Origin of the sequence: Rummeliibacillus suwonensis (genome assembly GCF_007896435.1) — a bacterium.
GTDB lineage: Bacteria > Bacillota > Bacilli > Bacillales_A > Planococcaceae > Rummeliibacillus > Rummeliibacillus suwonensis.
In genome coordinates this window covers 1,372,911-1,398,827 of sequence record NZ_VCBL01000001.1, presented here as the reverse complement: position 1 = coordinate 1,398,827, position 25,917 = coordinate 1,372,911, and the positions used below count along the sequence as shown (strand labels likewise).

The window sequence follows — 25,917 nt, the reverse complement described above, 5'->3', positions numbered from 1 at the left end:
GAAGGGGTATTTATCCATTCTTGTTTATACAACAAAAACCGACAAGTCCTATTTTATACGCCTCTCTTATTCCCCCATATATATGTATGTAATTGAGGAAGTACCTTCACGTTTGTCACATCATCATCCGAGAGAACTTTTTCGATTAACCATTCATACTTTTGTAAAAGTTTATGGACTAACTTTAAATGATCAGTTGTAGTAATATCAGCATTTCCAACTTGAAAATAGAAAGAAACATCTGGATAACGATGATGAACCTGTTTACCAAATTCATAGTCCTCATTATTGAAAATAACAACTTTCAGTGAAACTTGGTGATCATTCTTTCCCCTTTTCAATTTTGCGAATATTTCATCAAGAACCGCGAAGTTTGTTTTCATCCCTGAACTTGGGGGCTTAGGAGAAATAGTTAGTGCATCTATTTCATAAAACCATTCCTGCCACTTGCTTCCTTGGGTTTCTACACCGATCTGTATATTTTTTTCTTTTAATAAAGATATCAAATCACTGAGGTTTTTCAATAAAGCAGGGTTTCCTCCTGAAATGGTTACAAACGAAAAACCATCTCCTCCAATATGCTTTAGCTCATCCCATATTTCTTCAGCTGACATTTGCACAATTTGCTCTTTCCCAGTACCATCCCACGTAAAAGCAGAATCGCACCAGGAGCAGGAATAATCGCAACCTGCTGTACGAACAAACATTGTCTTTTGACCAATAACCATTCCTTCACCTTGAATGGTGGGACCAAAGATCTCCATCACGGGAATTTTACTCAATTTCCATCCACTCCCGTCTAGCTTCAGCATAGCTCGTCGGTGTTTCGAACAAACGTACAAATTCAACACGTGCATCATTACTTAAATTTTTCTTATGCAAAGCTTCTGCCATTTTTTCGTAAATCCAAACTACGATATTCTCTGCTGTTGTATTCATTAGAGGAAGTGTCTTGTTTAAATAGCGATGATCCAAATGAATTTCTATTTTTTCTTTCCAGATATTCTTTATATCATTAAAGTCGATCGTTAAACCTCGATCATCTGTGAATCCGCTGATACCAAATACAACTTTATACGTATGACCATGCAGATTTTTACACTTTCCTTCATAGCAGTGTAGATGATGAGCGGCATCAAAAGTAAATTCTTTGCTAACGAGCACTCGTTTCGAATGATATTTCAATTGCTTTCGATCAATATCTTCATCTATCTTTTGTAACTGATCGATAATTTCAAAGTCATACATATTTCAAAACTCCTTATAAAGTGAAACTTCATCAGTGGGGTTTTCTTCAGCCCCCACTGAGATAAAAGAACTCAGGTTAAAAGCGCCACGTCCTATGGCAACACCTGAGGGGCCAACATCTTGTTGACCCGAACCAATCGGACTTTTACGGGCAGTTGATCTCCCATCTATCTTTCTCTCTATATCTTGAGATGGGGTCTTACTGCCCGTTAATGCGGGATAAAAAAACAGCACCTTAAGAAAAGTACTGTTTTCTTAGTTTTTTTAAGAGGGTAGCTAGAACCTCTGTAGCGTATGCAATTTTCCCCGCATGAACATGCAGTGAGACCTCCACCAGTTCAAAAAACAAGCACTAAGTAGGGAATACTGTGCGGATAAGTTCAATGGGTTTAATTATAGTATTCATTTTATCTTTCTATAATCAGTAAATCAAGGTTGTACGTATATCTTTTAGCATCCAACGTTTCACATCCGTTGAATAAATGCTATAAAATTCGACAAGATTAGTGCTAAGTATAAAGATAGATGAATTTTTAGGGGGCTTCTCATGAATATTGCAGATCGACTCGTGATTATTGGATTCACTATAATAGCAATCGTTATGATCACTATTGTTATTTTTCTAGTATATATGATGGTATTTGATCGAAATCAAAAACGTCATGCCGTTTTAAGAAACTATCCAGCCCTTGGCAGAATCCGATACTTTTTTGAAAAAATTGGTCCTGAAATGCGTCAATATTGGTTTAACACAGATCTTGAAGGCAAACCATTTTCACGATTGGACTACGAGCATATTGTAAAAGGAGCAAAATATATGAGAGAAGTTGCTGCCTTTGGCTCAAAACGTGATTTTGAAACAGGAGGTTTTTATGTTCGTAATGATATGTTTCCTAAGTTAACGGAAGAATTAAAATTGGATCAATACGTAAAAGTCAAAACAAAACGATATATTTTATTGAAAGATCCACTATTTTCACAGCGAGAAGAAAAATGGGAGGACGAGGAGTCATCTGCCTATTTATTACATGATGATGATGCCATTGTCATCGGTCCTAAAACCAAACATCCATTTGTCGTAAAAAGCCTTATTGGAATGTCAGCGATGAGTTATGGTTCATTAGGAAATCAAGCGATTACAACATTATCGGAAGGATTAGCTTTAGCGAAAGGAACATGGATGAACACAGGTGAAGGTGGTCTTTCTCCCTATCATTTAAAAGGTGGGGTTGATATCATTATGCAAATTGGGCCTGGATTATTCGGTATTCGAGATCAAAATGGAGAAATAGATTGGGATGAGCTAAAAAAGAAAAGTGAAATCCCAGAGATCAAAGCCTTTGAACTCAAGCTCGCTCAAGGTGCCAAAGCACGAGGTGGACATATTGATGCTGAAAAGGTGACACCTGAAGTGGCAAAGATCCGAAGAGTAGAGCCCTATCATTCAGTAGATAGTCCAAATCGGTTCCATCAGTTTAATAATATAAAAACGATGTGTGACTTTATCGAAAAAATTAGAAATCATACTGGTAAACCAGTTGGGATGAAAATTGTTGTGGGTGGAAATGACAGTATTGAAGAATTAGCAAAATATATGAAAGAATCTGGAAAAGGACCGGACTTTATAACCGTTGATGGCGGCGAAGGTGGTACCGGAGCCTCCTACCAAGAACTAATTGACAGTGTTGGTCTACCAATTAAATCGGCATTGCCAATTGTTGTGGCAACATTAACAAAATATGGGGTTCGACATCGAGTTAAAATTATCGCTTCCGGCAAAATGTTTACACCCGATCGAATTGCTATTGCTCTCGCAATGGGAGCAGATTTAGTCAATATCGCTAGAGGATTTATGATTACAATAGGCTGTATTCAAGCAATGAAATGCAATTCCAACGCCTGCCCAGTTGGAGTTGCCACTACCGATCCTGATTTACAAAAGGCATTGGTCATTGATGAAAAAAAATACAGGGTAGTAAATTACCTTATTACTCTTCGAAAGGGACTATTTCGTATTGGTGCAGCTGCCGGCATCGATTCTCCTGTTCATTTTAAGCCCGAACATATTATGTATAAAGATGATAAAGGTGTTGTCACCTCTTTAGAAACGATCCTTCAAAAAATTAAACAACAAATAATAAAGTAAAACCTCGTATCGAGAGAGCTGTCCGAAATGCAATTTATCATCCATTGATGCCACTGAAAAAGTCGATTTGCTTTCAAAGATAGGAGAAAAATCACCTTTTGACTCATCATCAAAGAAAAATTAGTTTCTTATCAATGAAAAGATAGTTTTCAGTGGTCTCAAATGGTTCGTACAAATCCTAAATTTTTTTACAAAGACATGCAATCCACAGCAAGATTCTAATGATAGTGAACTAGCAAAGAAAATCGTTGCCTTGCCATCCATTATTGCCACATCAGCAATAATTCATCCTATCTTTCTCTCATCAACACGCCGAGATTCATATTTTTTTGACAATCATAGAGATTAATGATACGATAACCATTGATTTTTTATAAATCCTATCAGAATACTCGGAGGTTACTATGAGAAAATATTTTTCGCTTATGTCACTGCTAATTGCTTTAACTTTAGTTCTTGTAGCATGTGGCTCAAACAACAACAAAGATGAAAAGGGATCTTCAACGTCTAAAACAACAGACTTGTACGATACGATTAAAAAAGAAGGCGTTTTAAAAATTGGAACAGAAGGCACTTACCCACCCTTCACATTCCATGATAAATCAAACAAGCTTACTGGCTTCGATGTTGATATTGCAACAGAAGTAGCAAAACGTTTAGGTGTAAAGGCTGAATTTAAAGAAACACAATGGGACGCCATGTTTGCCGGACTTGATGCAAAACGATTCGATATGATTGCAAACCAAGTAGGTATTCAACCAGATCGTCAAAAAAAATACGATTTTTCTGATCCATATATCGAATCAGGTGCAGTGTTAATCGTCAATAAAGATAATAATGAAATTAAATCTTTTGAAGATATAAAAGGTAAAAAGTCTGCTCAATCATTAACAAGTAATTATGGTCAAATGGCTAAAAAATATGGAGCACAATTAGTAGGTGTGGAAGGATTTACGCAAGCAATATCTCTTATTGGTTCTAAACGTGTAGATGCAACTATCAATGATAAATTGTCATTCTTGGATTATCAAAAATCACACCCAAATGCACCAATCAAAACCGTAGATGCTGAATCCGATTTATCACAAAGTGGTCTAATGTTCAGAAAAGGTAGCGACAAGTTAGTGGAAGCAGTCAATAAAGCATTAAAAGATATAAAATCAGACGGAACATACGCAAAAATCTCTGATAAATGGTTCGGTGAAGATGTTTCTCCTAAATAGTATTTTTCAAGATCCTGAGCGATTCGATCAATTAGTATCGATCGCTCAGTCTTCTCTTTTACCAATGGTAAAAGGAGCCATTAAATATACGATTCCACTAACGATTATCACTTTTGTTCTTGGACTAATTCTTGCTATTTTGACAGCGTTAGCCCGGATTTCATCAAGTAAAATTTTGAATACAATTGCACGTATCTATGTTTCCATTATTCGTGGAACACCTTTACTTGTTCAATTGTTTATTATCTTTTATGGATTACCTAATTTAGGTTTCACGATAGATCCATTTCCATCTGCGATTATTGGTTTCTCACTAAATGTAGGCGCTTATGCCTCTGAAATTATTAGAGCCGCCATTTTATCCATTCCTAAAGGGCAATGGGAAGCTGGCTATTCTATCGGAATGAATCGTACACAAACACTTAAGCGCATCATTTTCCCTCAGGCTGTTCGTGTATCCATTCCGCCATTATCAAATACTTTTATTAGTCTTGTAAAAGATACGTCACTGGCATCGCTTGTCCTTGTATCTGAAATGTTCCGAAAAGCACAAGAAATAGCTTCGACAAACTATGAATTCCTATTACTCTACTCTGAAGTAGCTATTTTATATTGGATAATTTGTACTGTTCTTTCTATTATTCAAGGACGAATTGAATCCCGGCTAGATCGATATGTATCAAAATAATAATAGAAGAACAAAAGGAGTATTAGATATGATCAGCATCAAAAATCTTCATAAATCATTTGGTGACTTAGAAGTTCTTAAAGGAATTGACTTAGAGGTAGAACTTGGTAAAGTGATCGTCATCATTGGTCCTTCCGGTTCTGGCAAAACAACTTTGCTTAGATGCTTAAATCTACTTGAAATTCCTTCATCCGGAGCAATCGAAATAGATGATCATCTAATGAATTTTAATGGAAAAGAAATTCCTCAAAAAAAGATCGTTTCATTTCGCAGTTTAACAGGAATGGTTTTTCAAAATTATAATCTATTTCCTCATAAAACTGCCCTTGAAAATGTAATGGAAGGACCTGTTATCGTTAAAGGAATTCCAAAGAAGCAAGCTAAAGAAAAGGCAATCCAATTACTCAATAAAGTAGGACTTGCTGATAAAATAGACGATTATCCTTTTCAATTGTCTGGTGGTCAACAGCAACGTGTAGGTATCGCACGAGCAATGGGAATCGAACCAAAAGTGATGCTCTTTGACGAACCTACATCTGCATTAGATCCTGAACTTGTAGGGGATGTATTGCAAGTCATGAAAGATTTGGCTGAAGAAGGCATGACGATGGTTGTAGTCACTCATGAAATGCGGTTCGCCAAAGAAGTGGCAGATGAGATAGTCTTTATCGATCATGGTGAAATTGTTGAAAAAGGAACACCAAATGAGATATTTACGCATCCTCAGCACGAACGCACTCGACGCTTTTTAGAACAAATTCATCCCCTATCAAATAATAACGAACATTAAAAAGGCACAAATGCTATTTTAAACTGCCCCCATTGTTATAAACATGATCTAACAATGGGAGATGCAGTTCATTGATTCATTAACATTCGTGCTTTTTCTTCTTATTATAAGTTTTCACTACAAAAAATGTGGGATTTTTCAGAATCTCATGTTAAAAACCTTTAACAGTAATTAAACGGTATTAAACTTAAAAAAACCCGACTTTCCATAAGAAAATCGGGTTTTTAAAACTTTGCTTAATATACTAAACCATATAACGCTTTAATATGTGATAGGTAACGGATGTTACTTGCTTCTTTCATCAAAGTAGCAGGCAAGCCTTTAAGTTCAGTGTTGTTCGCTCCAACTGTAGCTACACCATCTTTACGTCCAAGTGAAGCAAGTGTACCAGAGTTAACTGCTTTGAACTCTTTCAAAGGTTGACCTTTTAATTGAGCAAATAAGTTATATCCTGCAGTTTCCCCCATTTGCCATGCAACTTGAGCAGTTGGTGCATATAATGGACGAGCACCTTCTTCAGGGATCAATACAGAACTATCACCAACAACGAATACATCAGAATGAGAAGTTGATTGTAAGTATTCGTTGATCGTTGCTTTACCACGATTTACTTCTAAGCCAGATTCAGCAACAACTGGAAGTGCAGCTACGCCACCAGTCCAAACAAATGTATTTGCTTCGATCACTTGGCCATCTTTAAGAGAGATTTTGTTACCTTCAACGGCAGTTACAGGGAGACCTGTTAAGAATTCTACACCGCGTTTAGAAAGTGATTCTGTCGCACGTTCGATAAGAGTGTTTGGTAATACAGGGAGAATTTTTGGACCTGCTTCCACTAATTTAACGTTAAATTCACTGAAGTCAACTCCATATTTTTCAGCCACTTTTGGCATATGATCGATGATTTCACCAACAAGTTCGATACCTGTTAGACCGCCACCGCCGATAACAATTGTGCCATCTGCTGGATCTTTTGTTTCAGCGTAAGCTTTAATTTTAGATTCGATATGTGCATTGATGTTATTTGCATCGTTAACAGATTTAAGGACCATACTGTTTTCTTCTAATCCTGGGATACCAAAATATCCAGTTTGGCTTCCTAAAGCCACTACAAGGACATCGTAAGATAGAGATGAACCGTCATCTAATTTAACGAACTTATTATCTGGTGAAATTTCAGTAACTTTAGCGATGTGAAGATCGATGTCTTTCCCTTTGAAGATTTTTTCTAATGGGAATGCAACTGCTTGTTCACTAATTGTGCCACCAGCTAAACGGTGAAGTTCTGTAATAATTTGGTGAGTTGGAAATTGGTTGACGACAGTAACTTCTGCGTCATCTTTTGTTGCGTATTTGCGGAAAGTTAAGGCAGTTAGAACGCCACCATAACCAGCACCTAAAATGATGATTTTTTTTGACATAATTAATCCTCCGTAATCAGAATCAGTATTGATGTTAAGAAAAGACTATTTTAAATTTTTATGTTCTTCGTTCACTTGAAGGAAGGCATTCGTAAAACGGAAAAATTGTTGTACTTGTGGATCTTTTAGTAAACGAATGATACCAAATAGTCCAATTGTTTCAGTGCTTCCAGCAGCACGATCTTTTGCTTCAATTGCTGTTGCAGCTAGACCTTTTGCTGAGTTCACAACTGGAGTTGCGATTTCACCTACAGCACCAGCAATATCATTTTTTAATATTTCATCTGTTGATAATGATACTGCAACATCATAGATTTTAGTTAAAGTTGTTACCATTTCAGTTAACTTAGGTAATTCGTTAACCAATGCTGTAATAGAATCTTGTACCTCAGGTTTTAATAATTGATCCAATACATCAAGTTTTTCTTGGCTTACAGCGGGTTGCCCAGCTTGTAATTGATTAGTCGCTTCTGACATATCCAATTCTCCTTTGCAATAACTATTTACTTATTATTTGTGAATACAGATAATTTAAAGAAGTCATACTCAATCATCTTTCGACATTTCAGTTGTTTGATGAATTTGACCAACAATGCCCAAAATCATACCACGCCACTTTTATCGCATTAATGGCAATCCATTCTCCTCCTCGAGATTGTGAAAATCCAATAGAGGATGGAATAGAATCATTTGCCAGTAAAAGCTCGATTGATTTCGAAATATAGACGTTGTCATAGCTAGTAGCTATTTAGCCTATGTTTCCTTTTCCATCAATAGGAGATAAATCCTGATGATGAAAGTTTACCTTTTTTAAAAGTGCTCGTTTTTCAATAGAAACAATTGTCTTTTTGACGATTTAAATTCAACCTCTACCTTATAATTTGTGGAATGAACCACTTTTATAACTCTACATTTGATAATACACCTTTCTTTATAGAGTTTCCATTAAATTTGAACATTTCATGTGAAAAAATGCACAAAGAATTGAATTATTTGTTTTTTTAATATTATATCCTTGACTTTTAACATTTATTTATTAATGAATGCATTTAATTTATTGTCAACAGATTCAATCAAGAAAATATAAAGGAAATTTACGAAAAAATATAATATTTTTTCTTTTACTTGTTCATTCTTATGTTATTCTAATTATTGTAAAAAGCAGTTTTATATAGAGGAGGAAATTAATTTGTCATTATTTAATATCCGACATGCAGAAGGTATTCATATTATTGTTGATGTCAAAAAACATAAAAACCATATTGAGTTAAAAACAGTAACAGGCGAAGAGCTATTTATCATTGCCCTTACAGATGAAAGTTATACCGTTTATGATGACCGTTTTGCAGGAGCTTCCAAACAAATGAATTCCATTGAAGCATTCCAAATCGATGGCAACTTTAGAAACTTAGATTTTGATAACATGCGTAAGTTATTCACGGATTCTTTTGATTGTTTAATAGATGAATTCGCAAAATATGTCGGAACAAATGAATTAGTAGATTTAGATGCTATAAAAGATGCCTTATCAAAAGATGCAAAAGGGATTTATTTCAAAATCATTTCTGATAAAACACCTTATCAAATGTAATCTGGGATTTTTTAGCGATTTATTATGTAAAAACAGTAATACAGGCATGTTGATTTTTTCCTAATCAACATGCCTGATTAAAATATTATTATGAATATATATTTTCATTTCCAACTATGCCACGCAAAAATATACCAAATATATACTTTAGCATCTAGATCTACGCATGAACCAATTGAATTTTATTAGCAACGCGATTGGTCAATATGCTTGTTGCCTTTGGAAGAACAGCAACAAAAATTGGATTTAGGACAGGAGCAGCAAGTCCACCTGCTTTCATTTCTAAGTGACCAGTCATTTGTGTTTTGTTCGCACCTAATTCAACATCTTCAAAGTACCCTTGACCAGAAAATTTATCTGATAAACCTGTTAAAGTGAAACTGATTTTATGTGGTTCTTCCCAATCTGTAATATCAATTTGTACTTTGACTTCTTTTTTCAAAACCCCAACATTCCCTGCAAATGTCCATGTAGATTGTTTCTCATTCAAAATTTGATGTTCGCGATATCCTGGTACTAATGTTGCCCACTTTTCCATATGACTGACAAAATCCCAAACTTCTTTTTGTGGTACTGAAACTTCTACTGTATGTGATGCTGTTGCCATTATGATCACTGCTTTCTCTATAAAATCATTTCGTGGTTATTATACTATAATATTAATCTGTAAATCGACCTTTGAATCCTATTTTTCTAACTTATTCGCGAATTTGTCCATTTCCCGAAATATAGTATTTAGTAGATGTTAATGCAGGTAATCCCATAGGGCCTCTTGCGTGCAATTTTTGGGTGCTGATTCCAATTTCGGCACCATAACCAAATTCAAAACCATCTGTGAAACGAGTGGATGCATTATGATATACAGCTGCTGCATCTACCCCAGTTTGAAATTTTGCTGCATTTTCAAAGTTTTCCGTAATGATTGCCTCTGAATGTTTCGTCCCATATTGATTGATATGATCGATTGCCTCTTCTACATTTTTCACGATTTTTGCACTTAATGATAATGCTAAATATTCTGTTCCCCAATCCGTTTCTGTTGCTTGCTTGACAGCTTCATTTGCCTTCTGAATGGTTGAATCTCCATAAATGGTCACCCCTGCATTCAGCAAATTATCGATAAACTCTTTCCCATGAGATGCAAACCATTTTTCATGGATTAGTAGACTTTCCGCTGCATTGCAAACAGAAGGTCTTTGTGTTTTGGCATTAATGACGATGTCCTTCGCCATTTGAGCTTTTGCTGTTTCATCGATAAAAATATGACAATTGCCCGCGCCTGTTTCAAGTACTGGAACTGTTGCCTTTGAAACAACTGTATCGATCAAATTTTTTCCACCTCGAGGAATGAGCACATCAATATATTCCTTTAAATGGAATAGTTCTTCCGCTGCCTCATGGCTTGTATTTTCAATTAATAGAACAGAATCTAAAGGTAGTTTAGATTGATTTAGTGCTTCATGGATAGACTTCACCAAGGCAAGATTAGAATGAATGGCTGAAGAACTACCACGCAATATTACTGCATTCCCAGTTTTCAATGCTAATGTTGCTGCATCAACGGTAACATTAGGACGCGCCTCATAGATCATTCCGATCACGCCAAGAGGAACACGTCTTTTTTCAATATGCAAACCATTTTCCTTATCGATTTTTTCCAGGCACTCGCCAACTGGATCTGGTAGACTAATGACTAATCGAATACCATCTACAATCCCCTGTATCCGATCTTCTGTCAATAGAATGCGATCTAACACAGATGGTGAAAGACCTTTTTCTTTTCCTGCCACAATATCTTTTTCATTTTCTTGGATAATCCGTTGTTGATCTATTATTAACTGTTGTGCAATTAGCTCTAATGCTTCATTTTTTTCTTTTGTAGATTGTTGGTTTAATCGGAAGCTAGCTTGCTTCGCTAGTTTACCTTTTTCTAAAACTTCTGACATAACGAAACCTCCTCATATTCGAACCCAGCGATCCCTATGAATCACTTCTATAAATGGTGCATCGATTTCACTTGTTTTTTTGCCCATCGCTTTCTTCAATAATTCTGAGGAATAAAAAATTTCCCCTCTTCCTAGAAGTCTATCAGTACCATAGACTTCTACCACATCTCCTATAGAAAATTCGCCATTTAACCCAATTACACCTGCTGGTAATAGACTTTTTCCATGTTCGATTAATGCAATTTCTGCACCATGGTCTATCGTAATTTTTCCAGCCACTGGTGAAAATATGGAAATCCATTGTTTTTGACTGTTTAAGACAGGTAATTGATCGTTTTCAATATAGGTACCATCCCCCTTGCCATTTAAAATTTCTAAGAGCTTATTTTCTCCCTTTCCTCTTCCTATGAATACCTTTTTCACCCCTAGATCATAAGCTATCTTTGCAGCATGTATTTTTGACTGCATGCCGCCGGTACCTACTTTTGAACCCTCAGTTGTCGCAAATTCTAATTGTTCCTCCGTAATTTCAGTTAATCGATTAATACGGACAGCATCTGGATTTCTTTTAGGGTTAGCATTATAAAGACCATTAATATCCGTTAATATAATCAACTGATCTGCATGCACTAAACCGCTTACTAATGCTGATAACATATCATTATCCCCAAAGGTCAGTTCTTTAATAGAAACCGTGTCATTTTCGTTAATAATTGGTAAGACTGAACGATCAAGCAGTTCAGAAAGTGTTGCATATGCATTTTTGTAGCGATCTTTTTTCGAAAAATCCGTTCTTGTCAATAAAATTTGTGCCGTTACAATGTCATACGTACTTAACTGTTCAGTATAGGATTGAACAAGCAAGCTTTGTCCTACAGCAGCAGCAGCTTGCTTTCCTTTTAGTGTAACAGGTCTCGAAGAATAACCAAGCTTTCGAAATCCACATGCAACAGCACCTGAAGAAACAAGTATTACTTCATGACCCGTTTGCTTCAATTTCGCAATAGCTTGTATATGATCATGAAATTTGAGCTGATCTATCTCCCCTTTTTCATTCGTAAGAGAGCTACTTCCAATTTTCACGACAATTCGTTTCTTTTCCATCACACAAATCCTCCTAACAAAAAAACCCTTTTCATCCTAAAAATAAGGACGAAAAAGGTAACTCTTCGTGGTACCACCTTAGTTGAATATCATCGTATTCGATACTCCACTCATTTCTCATAACGCTAGAGACTGCGCCTAGTTTTGCTAGGAGCTATGAAGTAGGTTCTGCATGGTTCTGTTACAATGCCTTTCAGCCGATGAACATTGCTCTCTTTCACAGAAGTGACATACGTACTAATCTTCACTTCGCTTATATTATCTATAAGGATGCAACAAATTATGTTGAAAGTCAATAAATTTAAACGAATTTCTTAAAGTGTTCTATACTTTTTCAATGAGAAAATATTTAAAATGATAAATACGAGCGCAAACCCTACTAAGACTGACAAATCGAAACCTATGTCCTTAAAGCTATAGCCTTTATACATTGATCTCCGTCAAGTATTTAGTACATACTGTTGCAAAAATTCAGTTATGCTTGATATTTTAAAAATTAATCAAAAGTCAACTTTACTAATAGATTGCGGTCTACCTAACTATATTAAGGCTTATTGTCGATTTCAGTCTGCAAATTTTGAGTTATTAATTATAAAAATTTTAAAAAGACATCCAAATGTAAATTCAGGACACCTTTTTAAGTGTTAATCTTATAAAGTTCTATGAATTACTCTATTACTATTCTTTTCCTTGATGTCGTCCAAATGCTTTTGTATCAATCTTTTTCTTATCAAGGAAATCTTCTATTTTTTTCTGTTCCTTTCCATTCACCACACCTATTTTATCAAATATTGACTTAATATTTACTTTTGGGATATCGCCTTTATCTGCATCATCCATACTATTGCTGACCGTTTCATCTATTTCATCAAGGGTCTCATTTACAGTTGTAATATACTGGCTAATTCTTTCAGACTCTTTTTGATAACCTTCAGGCAAAGTATTATTTAAAATATAGTTAGAAAAATTTTTATCATTTTCTTTTGTAAGCTTAGTAATTTTGTCGAATTTCTCTAATTCTTCTTTATCTAATTCCTTATCTTCATATATAATCTCTTGAAATGGTTCACTAGCATTTGATAATTCTTCATAGCTATCTAGATAGGTTTTTATGCTTAATTTCATTTCCTTTTCATCAATTACACTATTTTGCTTTTCAGAGGTGAAAATAACACTGGGGATTTTTACATCTTGTGTAGAAAGAAGAACTTCATCTTCTGTAGTATCAGTATCAATCTCTTCTTTCTGAGAACATGCACTTAGTATAAACAAAATCAGGAAGCTAAAAAGAATTTTCTTCATAATAATTCCCCCTTGCAATTGACACGTTCCACCTCAAGTATTTAATAAATAGTCTAACAAAAGATTTCCCTATATAATAACCTAGGAATGCTAAAAAAGAGCCTATAATAAACCCTTTTACGGATTCGAAAACTTCTTCAAATTCAATTGTACTAAATCCATTAATAAATCCCATTACAATTAAAATCACTGGAGATACAATCATGATAGGTACACCAATGATATAAGCTAATATAAATGGTAGAAGTATTAGCAGTACAAAAAAACCCATTATACTAATAATACAGTTCATTACGCCCAATCCCATAATTGATAATAGCGCTATAAACATACTTCTGATGCTTTTATTTTCGTCAACTTTCTTGATAGCATAGGCAGCGTTTAATTTTTTGGCCATATCCACTGGGTTTCCCAGCTCCTTGGATATTTCCTCTTCACTTTTATTTTCACGTTTCCCCTCAGTAAAGTGTATTATGTATTCATTTACTATATCCTTTTTTTCTTTTTCAGACATAAACTTCAACCTATTTTTGAGTAATTTCAAAAAATTGTTTTTGTTCAAGTTTATCATTCTCCTCAATAAAGTGATTAATTACTATGAAAAACTCATTCCATTTCAAGGTCTCAAGTTTATCAATTTCTTTACAATTTTATGTATTTTCTCTAATGGTCCTTCTGTTGATTCTTGATAATAGATGGTTAGACATTTACTGATGAACGGCTATATTCATTCCTCTTGTTTGATCTTACTAATTTAATGGAGTGTGTCCATACATCTATGCTACATTCAGAGAAGAATATATCTCATAAACAAGTATGTTAATTTTTTTGTGTCCAAACTCAACATATTATGACTAACATTTTAGTTTTCTAGAGATACAAAGTAATTTTAAGAGAAAGTATCGTATTAATGATCCAATGAATGGTCCCATTTATCTTCACGATGCATATTCGTTTCACGCCTTAATTGTAACAACTAAAGTTTCTACCTAGCTATTTTTGTCGTAAAAGGCAATTAATTGATCATAAATGTTAAATGAGATCCTTTTCGATAACGATTATGATGAAAAATTAAACGTTTATGATATTTAGTGGAAAAAGGCATCTGGCACCGCATGAAGGAAATGCGTATGCATTTTCGAGGACTCGAGCAAGCCGCAACGAAGATCTATATAAAGTGAAACTCCATCAGTGGGGGTTTTCTTCATCCCCCACTCCCCAGCTATCTTCTCGTTTCTCACTAAATCTTGTGGTGGTAGGCTTTTACTGCCCGTTAATGCAGGATAAACAACAAAAAACGTACCATTCGATTGATTATTGAATGTGTACGTTTTTTTCCTTCTTGTACTTGTACTTTTTAATAGAACTTGTGTAGAAAAGATTTTGAAAAACTATTTAACAAGATTTCCTCATGAATGCACCAATCGAATTTTATTGGTAACATGGAGATAAATTATAGCGCCTGATTTTTTCTTCTGTTGTACTATTTATTACTAGCATGCAACATCTTTTTAAAAGGCAATCCGTTTGTTTTTAAAGTGTTCGATATTTTTTCAGCGACAAAATATTAAAAACAATGAAGACACAAGCAAAACCCAATAATACTCCTAGATCAGAGACGATCTCATTCAATTGATAGCCTTTGTACATGATACCCGTCATTGCATCAGATGCGTAGTAAAGGGGCATGATTTTTCCTATATTTACAAGCCAATCTGCCATTCCATCCATAGGGAAGATACCGGTAAAAAAGATTTGCGGGATAATGACTAATGGGATGAATTGCACCATTTGAAACTCAGACGACGCAAAGCTTGATAGCAAGATACCAAGAGATAATGCGACAAAGGCTAAGCATATATTAATGATCAGCACATGCCAAATTGATCCCACAAGCACAACATCTAACACCTTCACCGCATAAAAAATCACTAATAAAGTTTGAATAATGGCGAAAATTCCGTAGCCGACCACATAACCAAACACCACTTCGAAACGTCTAATCGGTGTCGATAATAACCTCTCCAGTGTCCCTGTAGTACGCTCTTTTAATAAGGCAATCCCTGCGATTAAAAAGACAAAGAAAAAGACAAAGAAACTAACTAGAATGGGACTTATAACATCAAATAAGGCTGTATCCTCATCCCCATAAACATAATCTACAGAAATTTGCATAGCTGCTTGTTGTTGACCGGATAATGCTTGCTTTAATTTTAATTGAAGTGCTTTTGCGCGACTTGGCTGATCGTTTTGCAGTGTTAACAAAACTTTGCCATTTTCCACCTTTAGCCAACCATCTAATTTATCATCAAGCGCCTGTTGTTGAGATAAATGATCATATTTCTTAACGTTAATATCACCATGTTCAATCAGCGTGACAACTTTTTCATCGAGTCCGACAACCCCTAAAGTGGTGTCAACTTCATCTGAATGAAAAATGAAATACATCAATGTTAAAACAAGTAATGGTGCTAAAAACAATAATGCCATCGCTCTTTTATCACGAAACATTTGCTGCATAATGCGTGTCACTAATGCGAAAAATCTCATGCTTGATACCCTCCTGCCTTCAAAAATACATCATCAAAATTGTCTGCATCAAAGGCTGTCTTCAATTTCTTTGGTGTGCCTTGTGTAAGAATTTTCCCCTCACGCATTAACGCAAGTTCATCACATTTTTCTGCTTCATCCATGACATGAGTGGTGATAAAAATGGTTTTTTGTTCTTTATCCCGAAGTCGCTCCAATTCCATCCATATCATTTTTTTCAATGCAGGGTCAATCCCAACGGTAGGCTCATCTAAAATGAGGATTTCTGGATTTTGAATCAACGCAATCGCAAGAGATAAACGCCGTTTCATACCACCAGAATAATCTTGCACTTTTCGTTTTAAGTCATCTTTTAATTGGACAACTTCTGCAGCATAGGCAATTTTTTCAGCTCTTTGCTTTTTAGATAAGTGATATAATTTAGCGAAAAATTGTAGATTTTCATTGCCAGTTAAATCTGTATAAAGAGCATCAGATTGTGCCATATAGCCTATTTTCTCGATTAAATCAAATTGTGGAACTGGCTTGCCTAACACTGTTACTTGACCTTGATCTGCTTTTAACATCCCAACCATTACTTTGATTAAAGTCGTTTTCCCACAACCAGAGGGACCAATCATCCCAAAAATTTTTCCTTTTTCAACTGTTAAACTAATATCCTGTAAAACAATATGTTTACGAAATTGTTTTTGAACATGAGAAATCTCAACGGAAACAGCCATTATCATCAATCCCTTCACTAAACACTGTGTTGACTATATAATATAGTGTAATCGTTCAAAAAGTTGAACTCAATAAACAGTGTTGAAAAAAGTGTTGAACGTTTTGCATTACGCTTCAACGTTATCATTAGGACAATAAATATATGGCTTTATCAATACGGCTTAAATAATACCTCATTCAACGTACTGCATGATTAATGCTCAAAGTGGGAGACTTTTTGGGAGACTACCTCAGCAAATAATCCTGTTCCGCTAATTGACTGCGTTGCCAATTTAATTACAAAATCCACATTTATCTATGGATGAAAATATCAATTAAAAATAGTAATAAATATTCCATATAAAAAAGCGCCAATCTTTTAAGATTAACGCCCCAATCAACAATTGTATCTACCAGTTATAAATGAATATAGAGTTATTGTATTGTAACTTTTCCTTCAATATTAATGACAATTCCTGCTTTTCTTAATAGATTTCCAACTTTACATCCTCTATCCGCTCCTTCTATAACTCTATAAGTAGATTGGATGAGTTCTTCTGTTGCATTAGTGTCTAAAATAATTTTAGGATAGTGTATGATATGAAATCCATCCTCTGATACAGTTGCTTCAGAATTGATCATTAATTCAACTACAGGTAGTTTTCTACTTTCTAACATGTAAGTAAGCGTTTCTATATAACAAGTTGTTGCGGAACAAACAAGTAACTCTTGCGGTTCTGCACCATTGCCATTTCCACCTGAAGATTTGGAAATAGCAATTTGAGTGTCGACATTCTCGCCTTTTAAAGAACCCGTTCCCATGATTCCTCCATTCCATACAGCTTTCACTTTAGTTTTAACATTATCCATATCTAACATTCCTCCATTAAAAATTCTATACATTTTATTATCCAAGCAGAGCATAGGATGATTTCCAACATTTAAGGTGCGACCCTTATTTAGTACTTTTCTATAACTCAACTTGGTCAATATTATCATACCTATAGGGGTATGTAAAGATTTTGCTACTATTGAAAAATAGCCTGAATCGGTCGACTGAATTCATAGCGCTTTGTACTCCGATCATTTTAATTAATAAACACTCTATTATGTGACATTAATAGCGAATTGCACTAATCTTGTTTTCATTGCACATCAAGAAACAGCCAAACAAAGCGACAATATATACCCACTGTGGTATGATGTTCTTGTATAAGTTTCATCAATTGGCTTTCTTCATTTATTTTTGCTGATTAACTCTACTAAGTGAAGTTAATCAGCTTTTTTCTACAATGCGATGCCAGCATGACACCAGAACCTATCTAATCATTGATCCCTCTGTTAAAAAAATATGTGTCTGAAAATACCTAGATGACTCCGTTTTAATAAAATATAAATAGGCTTTTTAAAATGTTGAGAGAAAGGTAGGATCATGGTTTAATGGGAAAAATTCATGAACAAATGAACTCAGAAACAAAGCAAAAATTAGAAAATGCTTTTATCAAAATAATGGCTGTTCATGGAATTCAAGGCGTTACAGTCAGAGCCTTAACGAATGAGACAGGATTAAATCGTGGAACGTTTTATCTACACTATACGGATAAATTCGACTTAATGGAACAAATACAAGAAAGACTGCTTGCTGGTATGAAAAATTGTTTGAAAGATGTTGAACCATTGGAAGGGTTAGGTTTTATCGAAAACGGGCAACCTTACCCGCCGATCATTCAAATGTTCACGTACTTTCGCAAAGAAGTTCATGCCTTCAAAGTATTGCTTGGTCCCACTGGTGACCCGTCTTTTGCCATAAAGGTAAAATCAATATATAAAGAAACGATTTTGAAAAAGCTCCTGCCACATATTCCAAAAGAGAGCGTTCAAAATTTTGCAAATGAAGAAGTAAAGAAATTTCAAAGCTACTTTCTTTCATTTTCAGCTTCAGCTATTTTCGGATTGATTGAAGAATGGCTGTCTAATGACGCAAAAGAAACGCCAGAAGAAATGGGCATTGTTCAGATGAATATTATTAAAATGATTCGTTCTCAAACAGGAAATATGAAGTAAGGATATAAAGCCATTTAAATAGAGGATTGCAGACATATTAATCATCTCAATTTATCCATAAAAATAGATAATGAACTGATTTTCGATTTTACGCATATGTATTTTTACAATTATAGAGGATCTTATTATGTTGAACTCTTGATCTATACAAGAATAAAAGCATCACAGAGAATACATTTTATTCATGTATCACCTGTGATGCCTTAATCATTCAGGTTATTGATTGAGTTTTGACGGGTTTTCCTTATTTGCAGGTTTCCCTTTATTTTCATGATTATTGTTTGCTTTTGCTGCATTATTTTGACCAATGACCTCTAGATCATCCGGACTTAAATCGTAGCCTGCACCATATTCTTCACGATCTGTATGGCTCTTATTTTTCTTTTTCTTCGCCATCAAGCTCACCTCCAACTATAGAATTCCCAAATTCATCAATTCTATACATAGAAGTTTTTATGTAACTACTCCACAAATTGGACAAGGGGCATACTCTACCTATATAGAGCATACCCCTTGGATTAAATTTATTAGCTAATTTATAAAAGTCTATTATTTTCAACCCGATTATCCGGGAAATAGTACGAGAAAGTACCACACTTTCTTGCCGCGGTAAAATTCCACTGGAAAGCCTTCTAACCTAAGCAACGCAAACCCTACCTTCTTTTGCGTCCTTGTGACCCTTTAGCCACGCCAGTGTGAATAAGTATGATCAAAAACAAATAGCAGAATGCCAATTTTCACTAAACTAGCTAATCAGCATAGATAATATTATCTCATAAAATTATCCAAATGTCCACTCATTTCGCTTGAACGCGCAGTAAAATCTCCACAAACACAAATAAAGTGAAGCTTCCATCAGTGGGGGGTTTTCTTCATCCTTCACTGAAACAGAGGAACTCAGGTTAAAAGCGCCACGTCCTATGGCAACACCTGAGTGACCAACATCTTGTTGGCCTGAACCAATCGGGCTTTTATGGGCAGTTGATCCCCCATCTATCTTTCTCGTCTCTCTAAATCTTGAGGTGGGGGTCTTACTGCCCGTTAAAGCGGGATAAACGCAGAAGATACGAGACTTCAATTGGCACAATAACACCCTATTGAATGACAAAAAAGCCATGCCGAGTAAAGTTTCCACCATAATCTTTCACTATACATTCTTCCATTTTAATGAGGACAAAACATTGGAAACATAGAGATCCATCTATTGAAATTCAAAAACAATTTTCCCTTGATCTAATTTTAGTTTTGCGGAAAAACTAGTTCCTTTTTTGGATTTGAACCCTTTCATTTCTTTTGTAATGCCGTTTTGACAAAGATCTTTTACCTGATTAGGCGACAATTTTTTACCAGCAATCGTTTTTGAAACTGTAAATTTACAGCCTGCTTTATAATTTGAACAGCCATAAAACGATTTTCGATCAACCATTTTTCCTTGATGGCAAATTGGACATGCTACAACTGGTTCTTTGGATTGTGCTGTTGTTAATGCAGCTTGTATATTTGTACCTGCTACTTTTGCTGGTGTTACTTCAATTAAATGATGAAGAAATTTGGAAATACTTCCTAAAAAGGCTTCTTGTGAGCCGTTGCCATTCCCTATTTTACGAAGATAAGTTTCCCATTTTGCTGTCATAGAAGGACTTGATAATAGAGAACCTTCGATGGTTTCACAAAGAACTCTTCCTTTGTCTGTAATCGTCACAATGTTTTTAGCTACTTCTATGTAGCCATGTTTTTTAATGGTTTCAATGATACCTGCACGCGTTGCTTCTGTCCCAAGTCCTTCTACCTCTTTTAAAATATCACTTTCTCCCTCGTCTTCTATCAATTTCCCACAGGTTTTCATCATCTGAACAAGTTGTCCCTCCGTATATGGTTTTGGAGGCTGAGTGGTTCCTTCATGGATGTGAATCCTAGCTTCTACTATTTCTTGTTTTGTAACAGCTGGTAATAATGGTTCTTCATCTTTTTTCTTTTTAGTCGACATAGGCCATAGCTCTTGAAAACCTTTATCAAGCTCCACTTTACCAATCGTTTTAAACTCAATACCTTTTACATCTGTTAGAATGATCGTTTCTTCATATTGGTAGTCTCGATGAAACATAGCGATTGTGTTGCGCACGATTTCCATGTAAATGTTTCGTTCCATTGGTGGCAATCCCACTATTTTCTGTTCAGATGGTATACTTTTAGTTGGGATGATGGCATAGTGCTCTTCTACCTTTGAAGAATCTACATACCGTTTTTGTGGACGATTATTTGCTACTTCAAATGACTGTCCAATGACACTCTGATAATTAGGAACCTGCTTGACCAAATAATCAAATTCTGCTTCTGTGATCCATTGACAGTCTGAACGTGGATAGGATACAAGTTTCTTTTCATAGAGAGATTGGACAATTTCTAATACCTTTGCAGGGCTGTATTTCCATATTTTATTGGCTTTCGCCTGTAAAGTAGATAATGAATGAAGCTTTGGCGGTTTTACAGATTTTTTAACCTTCTTGATTTCTTTTATTGTACCAGGCAGGGACTCATTTTCTTTGATATTCGCTTGCATTAAAATGGCTTCTGCTTCTTCTCGTTTATCCTTTTTAACAGCGGCCTTTCCTTTATAAGGTCCCTTCTCAGATAAGAAATCCCCCGTTAACTCATAGAAATTGGATGGCTTAAAGTTTTCGATTTCCATTTGACGTTTATAAATCATATAAACGGTTGGAGATTGTACACGCCCAATTGACATCGTTTCCTGCAATCCTTTTGCTTTTAGAAGCATTGTATAAAGTCTACTTGCATTCATACCCACTAGCCAATCACTGATTTGCCTTGTTTGTGCTTCACGATATAAGAGTAAATCTTTGCGGTTGTCTCTTAAATGGGCGAATCCCTTTCGAATTTCATCAATTTCTAGAGAGTTGATCCACAATCGTTGGATTGGTTTATTACGTACACCTGTTTGCCGTAAAATGGAATAAAAGATATTAGAACCTTCACGATCGACGTCACATGCATTAATGAGGATATCCGCTTCTCTAAAAAGTCGTTTTACTTCTTGAAATTGATCCCACTTTCCTTTTGATACGCGAAACTCGTATTTTTCAGGAATCATTGGTAACTGAGCGAGTGACCATCTTTTCCATTCCGGTTTGTAATCTGCAGGTTGTTTTAGTTCCACTAAGTGACCGATTCCCCAAGTGATTGTTGCCCCTTGAGGAAATGTAGCAGATGGCTGCAATTCTATATAGTTTTTTGTTTTCTTCGCCACTTTAAATGCGTCCGCATATGCCTTTGCTTGCGAAGGTTTTTCAGCAAGTATTACAACACGTCCCATTGGGTCACGACCTTCCATTTAAAATATTTCTAGCATTGATCTCGCCCGATTTTTTTAAGTCAATAAGCCATTAAGTTTTGTAATAAAATTAATAAATTTCACACAAAGATAAAAACGACCAAGCATGTTGATTATCCAATTCCCCTTAAAAATATAGTGTACCCGCCGATTTCCGCTACGGCATACCCGCTCTCCTATGGGCAATCGTTGAGGGCAACAGGATGTTGGTCACGGAATCATTGCCACAGGACGTGGCGTTCTTAGATTCCGTTCCTTAAATCGCTTCACTGCGGGATCTCAACTGTTCGCTTATCCCTCGGGACATTGAATGGACTTCCTGAATCCACACCGCACAAAGGAAATGTGCATACATTTTCGAGGGCTCGAGCAAGTCTTCGCTCCAATCTCATAAATAAAGATAAAAATATCTGTTTTTTAGAATTATGTAAAACTTATCGACTATTTTTTCCTAATCAATACACCTGAAAAGCGATAGAGATAAAAATACTCCTGATAATGATCTTATCATCAAACTTGTTTTTGCATCTTTTTATGATTAAACATCAAATAGATCGTAATACCGCCAAAAGTGATCAACGTTGACAATACTAACTTTATACCTGGTTGAACATCGATATGATCTATTATAAAATCTGGTATTATAAGTAACGCTAACATTATGAAAACCACCCATGTTTTTGCCCATAATGACATTCCTATCAAAATGCCAATGGATAATACCACAATTATAATCGTTCCCATATCACTAAAATAAAAAATGGGTGTTTTAACAAGCCGATCTAGATAAGTCAATCCTATAAATAAAATGATTGGTAATAATCCAATTATAGTATAAAGTGTAAATTCCTTCTTTATTGATAAAAAGTTAGTAGTAGAGACATATTGAAAAGCCTTTCTTATTGAAAAGATAGAAACTAGACAAATTATAATAGATCCAGTTATTTCCATTGTAGAATAAGAAATATGCCCATTAATAGCATCTGTCAAAATAGAAAAAGCGGTAAAACCAACTATAATCATCAAAATATGTTTAAACCATTCTCTTTTATTTGTTACCATCTCATCAGATAACTGTTTCATATATTGTTTAGGGGATCTTCCTATAATATCATCAACTGTTTTTCCTCTAGATTCTGCCTCCATTAAATGATCTTCTAATTCTTCTACAATGGCATTAATTTCCTCATCATCTTTACCATTAGAAATTAAATAAAGTCGCAAGTTTTCTAAAAATGATTGACTTTCCTTTGATAAAGCTCGTTTCATAGTCTCCATTGGTGTTCTCCTTTCATATGATTATTTGTATAAAACATGATTGACGGAGTTTTGAAGTTTGTCCCATCTAACCATAAATTGTTGTAACTCGTTCTTTCCCTTTTGGGTAAGTGAATAATACTTTCGTTTGGGACCAGCTGTTGATTTTTTTAAAGTTGAGGTTACTAATTCTTCCTTCTGCATACGAATGAGAAGTGGATAAATGGTCCCTTCACTAAAAGAATCAAAGCCGTACTGTTCGAGTTTTTCTGCAAGTTCATATCCATAGATTTCTTTTTCTTGGATAATAGCAAGGATGCAGCCATCTATAATTCCCTTTAACATCTGTGTGCTAGACAAAACAATATTCACCTTCTTATTCCTATAATGTCCTTTATCTTGTATTACAAGGTATTAACTACATAATACCAATCATTATCTTGCAATACAAGATATATAATTAAATAATCTTTTTCAAAATTAAATATTTACAAATTGCGCTAATAAATACTACAAGCTATAAAATGAATAAAAAAAGGGAGGCAAATCATTATGATAAAAAATCATTTATAAAATCAACTCGAATCAATTTCATAATGAAAAATTTAGATAAAAAATACGAACGTTTTACATCGATATAAGCATTGATATTTAGAAATTTTGTTCTGCTCCAGACGGCGCTTTCCACGGGCTTGGCCTCAATCTCCTCGGGTCGACACGATGTTGACCCCGAAGCCGTTGCCACAGGACGTGGCGGACTTAGGCTTTGTCCCTTAAATTGTTCCTGCGGGGCTTTCAGCTCAAGCTTTTCCCGTAGGACTTTGAATAAACTTCCTGAACTAACACCGCACGAAGAAAATGCATGCATTTTCGAGGAGTCGCCGTCTTCCGCTTCACAACTATCAAAATTAGTTATTATTAAATGTTCGTATTTTTTAAGAAGAAAAGAATTTATGAAATTGATTCACTCATAAAAAGGAAAAAATATTTTCATACTATTTGTCACTTTTATGAAATAATTACAGATGTTATAGAATATATTAATAACACTGTAAAAAGATCTTAATAGAAAGTTGATACAGTAAAACCAAATGATGATTTATATATGAGGAGGAATATGATTGTACATTTCAAAAATAGATCAAGTAGAACAAATTTTAGAAGCGTCACATTTAGAAATTACCGATCAACGAGTCGCTATTGTAAAGTACTTACAAAATAATACGAACCATCCTATGGCTAAGGATGTTTTTGATGCATTGCGCACAAAATTTCCGTCATTAACGATCGATATCGTAAACAGAGAGCTTGAATTATTGCTAGAAAAACAATTGATTCGTAAAATCTCTATTATGCCTACCTTAACAAGATATGATGGTAATTTACAATCACATTATCATGTAATTTGTACTCGATGCCACCAAGCTACGGATTTTCATTATCCAAATTTGATTGATATTGAAAGCATTGCAAGCCAAATTACCAAGCATCAAGTCTATGCGCATGAGTTGATACTTTTTGGCGTTTGCGAGAAATGTAGCCGTTCTGATCACTACTAGCTTATTTTACGTATGTAACCATTTTCCTGTAATAAGGCTAGTAGTAATCCCAACAGCTGTTATCGTAATAATTGACAGCATAAATGTATGACCAGATATCAATAATCCCCCCATCGTTATCACGACAGAATCAATAGCAAAAATGATAATACCTACATTAATCCCTATTTTTTTGCTTAAAAAAAGTGCAAGTAGATCCGTCCCACTTGTGCTTATCTCAAATCGCAGCATCAAGCCTGTCCCTAAACCGACCAAAAACCCGCCAATAAATGAACTAAACATAGCATTCATATCTATAAGAAAACGTAAAGGTTTAAACAAGTCGATCAAAAAAGAGGAAATCATTAGCCCATGCAAACTGTTGTAAAAATATGTTCTATTTTTGAACCAAGCAATCCAAAATATTGGTACACTTAAAACTAAAATCGTCAATCCTATTTTGAGCTTAAAAAGGTAATTGAATATTAAAGATACCCCGATGAATCCCCCATCAAGAATTTTGTTAGGTGCTAAAAATACATTAATGCCAGTGGCTAAAAAAACACTACCGATGATGATCACTAAGCCTTTTTTAAAGAAAAACATATTAGCCTCCTCAAAAGCTCAAGCATGTATTTATGCTATGATAGATTTTGGCTAAAAATGATTGACTGCTTTAGAAGACCAACCATAACTGCTCAGTAAAAGTTTTTTCATCCACCTCTGTGTGTCAGTTGAACCAATCAGATTTTTACAAACCGTTGACTCTCCATATGTGAAAAAAACGCCTCATTGCGAAACTTCAATCTATATAAATCTTCGCTGTGGCTTGCTCGAGTCCTCGAAAATATATACGCGTTTTCTTCATCCGGTTAAATTGGAGGATTCAACACATCTGATAGAAATATTTCTTCATTCTTAAAAAATATAGACAACTTTGAAACTCTTTTTATAAATAATTCGTATAATTATAGAAATCAATTAAGGGAGGATATATG

At 34.9% G+C, this 25,917-nt stretch carries 26 protein-coding genes and 1 riboswitch; of the genes, 7 read left to right on the top strand and 19 right to left on the bottom strand.

Annotated elements, in window-relative coordinates:
- Positions 1-53 precede the first annotated feature (53 nt).
- Genes queE through FEU33_RS19095 form a run of 3 tightly spaced genes read right to left on the bottom strand, consistent with a single transcriptional unit; the run spans position 54 to position 1,482 of the window.
- Positions 54-782, bottom strand: coding sequence for a 7-carboxy-7-deazaguanine synthase QueE (gene queE / locus FEU33_RS06530; RefSeq protein WP_146548602.1), 729 nt, complete (start codon positions 780-782; stop codon positions 54-56).
- Positions 775-1,248, bottom strand: a complete 474-nt coding sequence (gene queD / locus FEU33_RS06525; protein ID WP_146548601.1) for a 6-carboxytetrahydropterin synthase QueD — start codon at positions 1,246-1,248, stop codon at positions 775-777. The genes queE and queD overlap by 8 nt, the downstream gene beginning before the upstream one ends.
- Positions 1,249-1,251: 3 nt before the next feature.
- Positions 1,252-1,482 carry a hypothetical protein gene (locus FEU33_RS19095; protein ID WP_244950983.1) on the bottom strand — a complete coding sequence of 77 codons (231 nt, stop codon included), beginning with the start codon at positions 1,480-1,482 and terminating at the stop codon, positions 1,252-1,254.
- 15 nt (positions 1,483-1,497) lie between these two features.
- A riboswitch (PreQ1 riboswitch) is annotated at positions 1,498-1,540 on the bottom strand.
- 255 nt (positions 1,541-1,795) lie between these two features.
- On the opposite strand from FEU33_RS19095, the gene FEU33_RS06515 reads away from it, so the two are divergent.
- The 4 genes from FEU33_RS06515 (at position 1,796) to FEU33_RS06500 (ending at position 6,095) form a co-directional block, all read left to right on the top strand.
- Positions 1,796-3,394: an FMN-binding glutamate synthase family protein gene (locus tag FEU33_RS06515; protein WP_146548600.1), complete on the top strand. Its 1,599-nt coding sequence runs from the start codon at positions 1,796-1,798 to the stop codon at positions 3,392-3,394.
- Positions 3,395-3,798: 404 nt separating this feature from the next.
- Complete coding sequence (locus FEU33_RS06510; protein ID WP_146548599.1) at positions 3,799-4,617, top strand: amino acid ABC transporter substrate-binding protein; 819 nt, start codon at positions 3,799-3,801, stop codon at positions 4,615-4,617.
- Positions 4,601-5,305 carry an amino acid ABC transporter permease gene (locus FEU33_RS06505; protein WP_146548598.1) on the top strand — a complete coding sequence of 235 codons (705 nt, stop codon included), beginning with the start codon at positions 4,601-4,603 and terminating at the stop codon, positions 5,303-5,305. Before FEU33_RS06510 ends, FEU33_RS06505 begins: the two co-directional genes overlap by 17 nt.
- Positions 5,306-5,333: 28 nt before the next feature.
- Positions 5,334-6,095, top strand: coding sequence for an amino acid ABC transporter ATP-binding protein (locus FEU33_RS06500; protein WP_146548597.1), 762 nt, complete (start codon positions 5,334-5,336; stop codon positions 6,093-6,095).
- Between the two features lie 236 nt (positions 6,096-6,331).
- Here FEU33_RS06500 and FEU33_RS06495 read toward each other — a convergent pair whose 3' ends face one another.
- Both FEU33_RS06495 and FEU33_RS06490 read right to left on the bottom strand, forming a co-directional pair.
- Entirely contained in the window at positions 6,332-7,516 is a 1,185-nt protein-coding gene (locus FEU33_RS06495; protein ID WP_146548596.1) for an NAD(P)/FAD-dependent oxidoreductase, read from the bottom strand.
- Positions 7,517-7,561: 45 nt separating this feature from the next.
- Positions 7,562-7,993, bottom strand: coding sequence for a DUF1641 domain-containing protein (locus tag FEU33_RS06490; protein WP_146548595.1), 432 nt, complete (start codon positions 7,991-7,993; stop codon positions 7,562-7,564).
- Between the two features lie 712 nt (positions 7,994-8,705).
- Between FEU33_RS06490 and FEU33_RS06485 the strand changes: the two genes are divergently transcribed.
- The gene (locus tag FEU33_RS06485; protein WP_146548594.1) at positions 8,706-9,107 is read left to right on the top strand and encodes a hypothetical protein; all 402 of its coding nucleotides are present in this window, start codon (positions 8,706-8,708) and stop codon (positions 9,105-9,107) included.
- Between the two features lie 160 nt (positions 9,108-9,267).
- Here the strand turns inward: FEU33_RS06485 and FEU33_RS06480 are convergent, their stop codons facing one another.
- The 8 genes from FEU33_RS06480 to FEU33_RS06445 all read right to left on the bottom strand — a co-directional run bounded on the left by FEU33_RS06480 (position 9,268) and on the right by FEU33_RS06445 (position 17,581).
- Positions 9,268-9,714 carry an SRPBCC family protein gene (locus tag FEU33_RS06480; protein WP_146548593.1) on the bottom strand — a complete coding sequence of 149 codons (447 nt, stop codon included), beginning with the start codon at positions 9,712-9,714 and terminating at the stop codon, positions 9,268-9,270.
- A gap of 91 nt (positions 9,715-9,805) precedes the next feature.
- Entirely contained in the window at positions 9,806-11,053 is a 1,248-nt protein-coding gene (locus FEU33_RS06475; protein WP_146548592.1) for a glutamate-5-semialdehyde dehydrogenase, read from the bottom strand.
- A gap of 12 nt (positions 11,054-11,065) precedes the next feature.
- Entirely contained in the window at positions 11,066-12,157 is a 1,092-nt protein-coding gene (gene proB, locus FEU33_RS06470) for a glutamate 5-kinase (protein ID WP_146548591.1), read from the bottom strand.
- Between the two features lie 678 nt (positions 12,158-12,835).
- A complete protein-coding gene (locus FEU33_RS06465; protein ID WP_146548590.1) occupies positions 12,836-13,459 on the bottom strand; it encodes an NDxxF motif lipoprotein in 624 nt (207 codons plus the stop codon).
- Positions 13,440-13,973, bottom strand: a complete 534-nt coding sequence (locus FEU33_RS06460) for a DUF1700 domain-containing protein (RefSeq protein WP_244950982.1) — start codon at positions 13,971-13,973, stop codon at positions 13,440-13,442. The genes FEU33_RS06465 and FEU33_RS06460 overlap by 20 nt, the downstream gene beginning before the upstream one ends.
- Before the next feature lie 1,019 nt (positions 13,974-14,992).
- Positions 14,993-16,009: an ABC transporter permease gene (locus tag FEU33_RS06455; protein WP_146548588.1), complete on the bottom strand. Its 1,017-nt coding sequence runs from the start codon at positions 16,007-16,009 to the stop codon at positions 14,993-14,995.
- Positions 16,006-16,731: an ABC transporter ATP-binding protein gene (locus FEU33_RS06450; protein ID WP_146548587.1), complete on the bottom strand. Its 726-nt coding sequence runs from the start codon at positions 16,729-16,731 to the stop codon at positions 16,006-16,008. The genes FEU33_RS06455 and FEU33_RS06450 overlap by 4 nt, the downstream gene beginning before the upstream one ends.
- Positions 16,732-17,146: 415 nt before the next feature.
- Positions 17,147-17,581, bottom strand: a complete 435-nt coding sequence (locus tag FEU33_RS06445; RefSeq protein ID WP_186731335.1) for an OsmC family protein — start codon at positions 17,579-17,581, stop codon at positions 17,147-17,149.
- A 570-nt stretch (positions 17,582-18,151) separates the two neighbouring features.
- Between FEU33_RS06445 and FEU33_RS06440 the strand changes: the two genes are divergently transcribed.
- Complete coding sequence (locus FEU33_RS06440) at positions 18,152-18,775, top strand: TetR/AcrR family transcriptional regulator (RefSeq protein WP_146548585.1); 624 nt, start codon at positions 18,152-18,154, stop codon at positions 18,773-18,775.
- A 216-nt stretch (positions 18,776-18,991) separates the two neighbouring features.
- On the opposite strand, the gene FEU33_RS06435 is transcribed toward FEU33_RS06440, so the two are convergent.
- The 5 genes from FEU33_RS06435 to FEU33_RS06415 all read right to left on the bottom strand — a co-directional run bounded on the left by FEU33_RS06435 (position 18,992) and on the right by FEU33_RS06415 (position 23,726).
- Positions 18,992-19,171 carry a hypothetical protein gene (locus FEU33_RS06435; protein WP_146548584.1) on the bottom strand — a complete coding sequence of 60 codons (180 nt, stop codon included), beginning with the start codon at positions 19,169-19,171 and terminating at the stop codon, positions 18,992-18,994.
- Between the two features lie 385 nt (positions 19,172-19,556).
- Positions 19,557-19,853 carry a hypothetical protein gene (locus FEU33_RS06430; protein WP_146548583.1) on the bottom strand — a complete coding sequence of 99 codons (297 nt, stop codon included), beginning with the start codon at positions 19,851-19,853 and terminating at the stop codon, positions 19,557-19,559.
- Positions 19,854-19,976: 123 nt separating this feature from the next.
- The gene (locus FEU33_RS06425) at positions 19,977-22,106 is read right to left on the bottom strand and encodes a type IA DNA topoisomerase (protein WP_146548582.1); all 2,130 of its coding nucleotides are present in this window, start codon (positions 22,104-22,106) and stop codon (positions 19,977-19,979) included.
- Between the two features lie 528 nt (positions 22,107-22,634).
- On the bottom strand, positions 22,635-23,402 hold the full coding sequence (locus tag FEU33_RS06420; RefSeq protein ID WP_146548581.1) for a DUF1129 family protein: 768 nt from the start codon (positions 23,400-23,402) through the stop codon (positions 22,635-22,637).
- A 21-nt stretch (positions 23,403-23,423) separates the two neighbouring features.
- The gene (locus tag FEU33_RS06415) at positions 23,424-23,726 is read right to left on the bottom strand and encodes a PadR family transcriptional regulator (protein ID WP_146549918.1); all 303 of its coding nucleotides are present in this window, start codon (positions 23,724-23,726) and stop codon (positions 23,424-23,426) included.
- A 776-nt stretch (positions 23,727-24,502) separates the two neighbouring features.
- Between FEU33_RS06415 and FEU33_RS06410 the strand changes: the two genes are divergently transcribed.
- Positions 24,503-24,940: a Fur family transcriptional regulator gene (locus FEU33_RS06410; protein ID WP_146548580.1), complete on the top strand. Its 438-nt coding sequence runs from the start codon at positions 24,503-24,505 to the stop codon at positions 24,938-24,940.
- A 6-nt stretch (positions 24,941-24,946) separates the two neighbouring features.
- Here FEU33_RS06410 and FEU33_RS06405 read toward each other — a convergent pair whose 3' ends face one another.
- On the bottom strand, positions 24,947-25,525 hold the full coding sequence (locus FEU33_RS06405; protein WP_146548579.1) for a YitT family protein: 579 nt from the start codon (positions 25,523-25,525) through the stop codon (positions 24,947-24,949).
- Between the last annotated feature and the right edge of the window lie 392 nt (positions 25,526-25,917).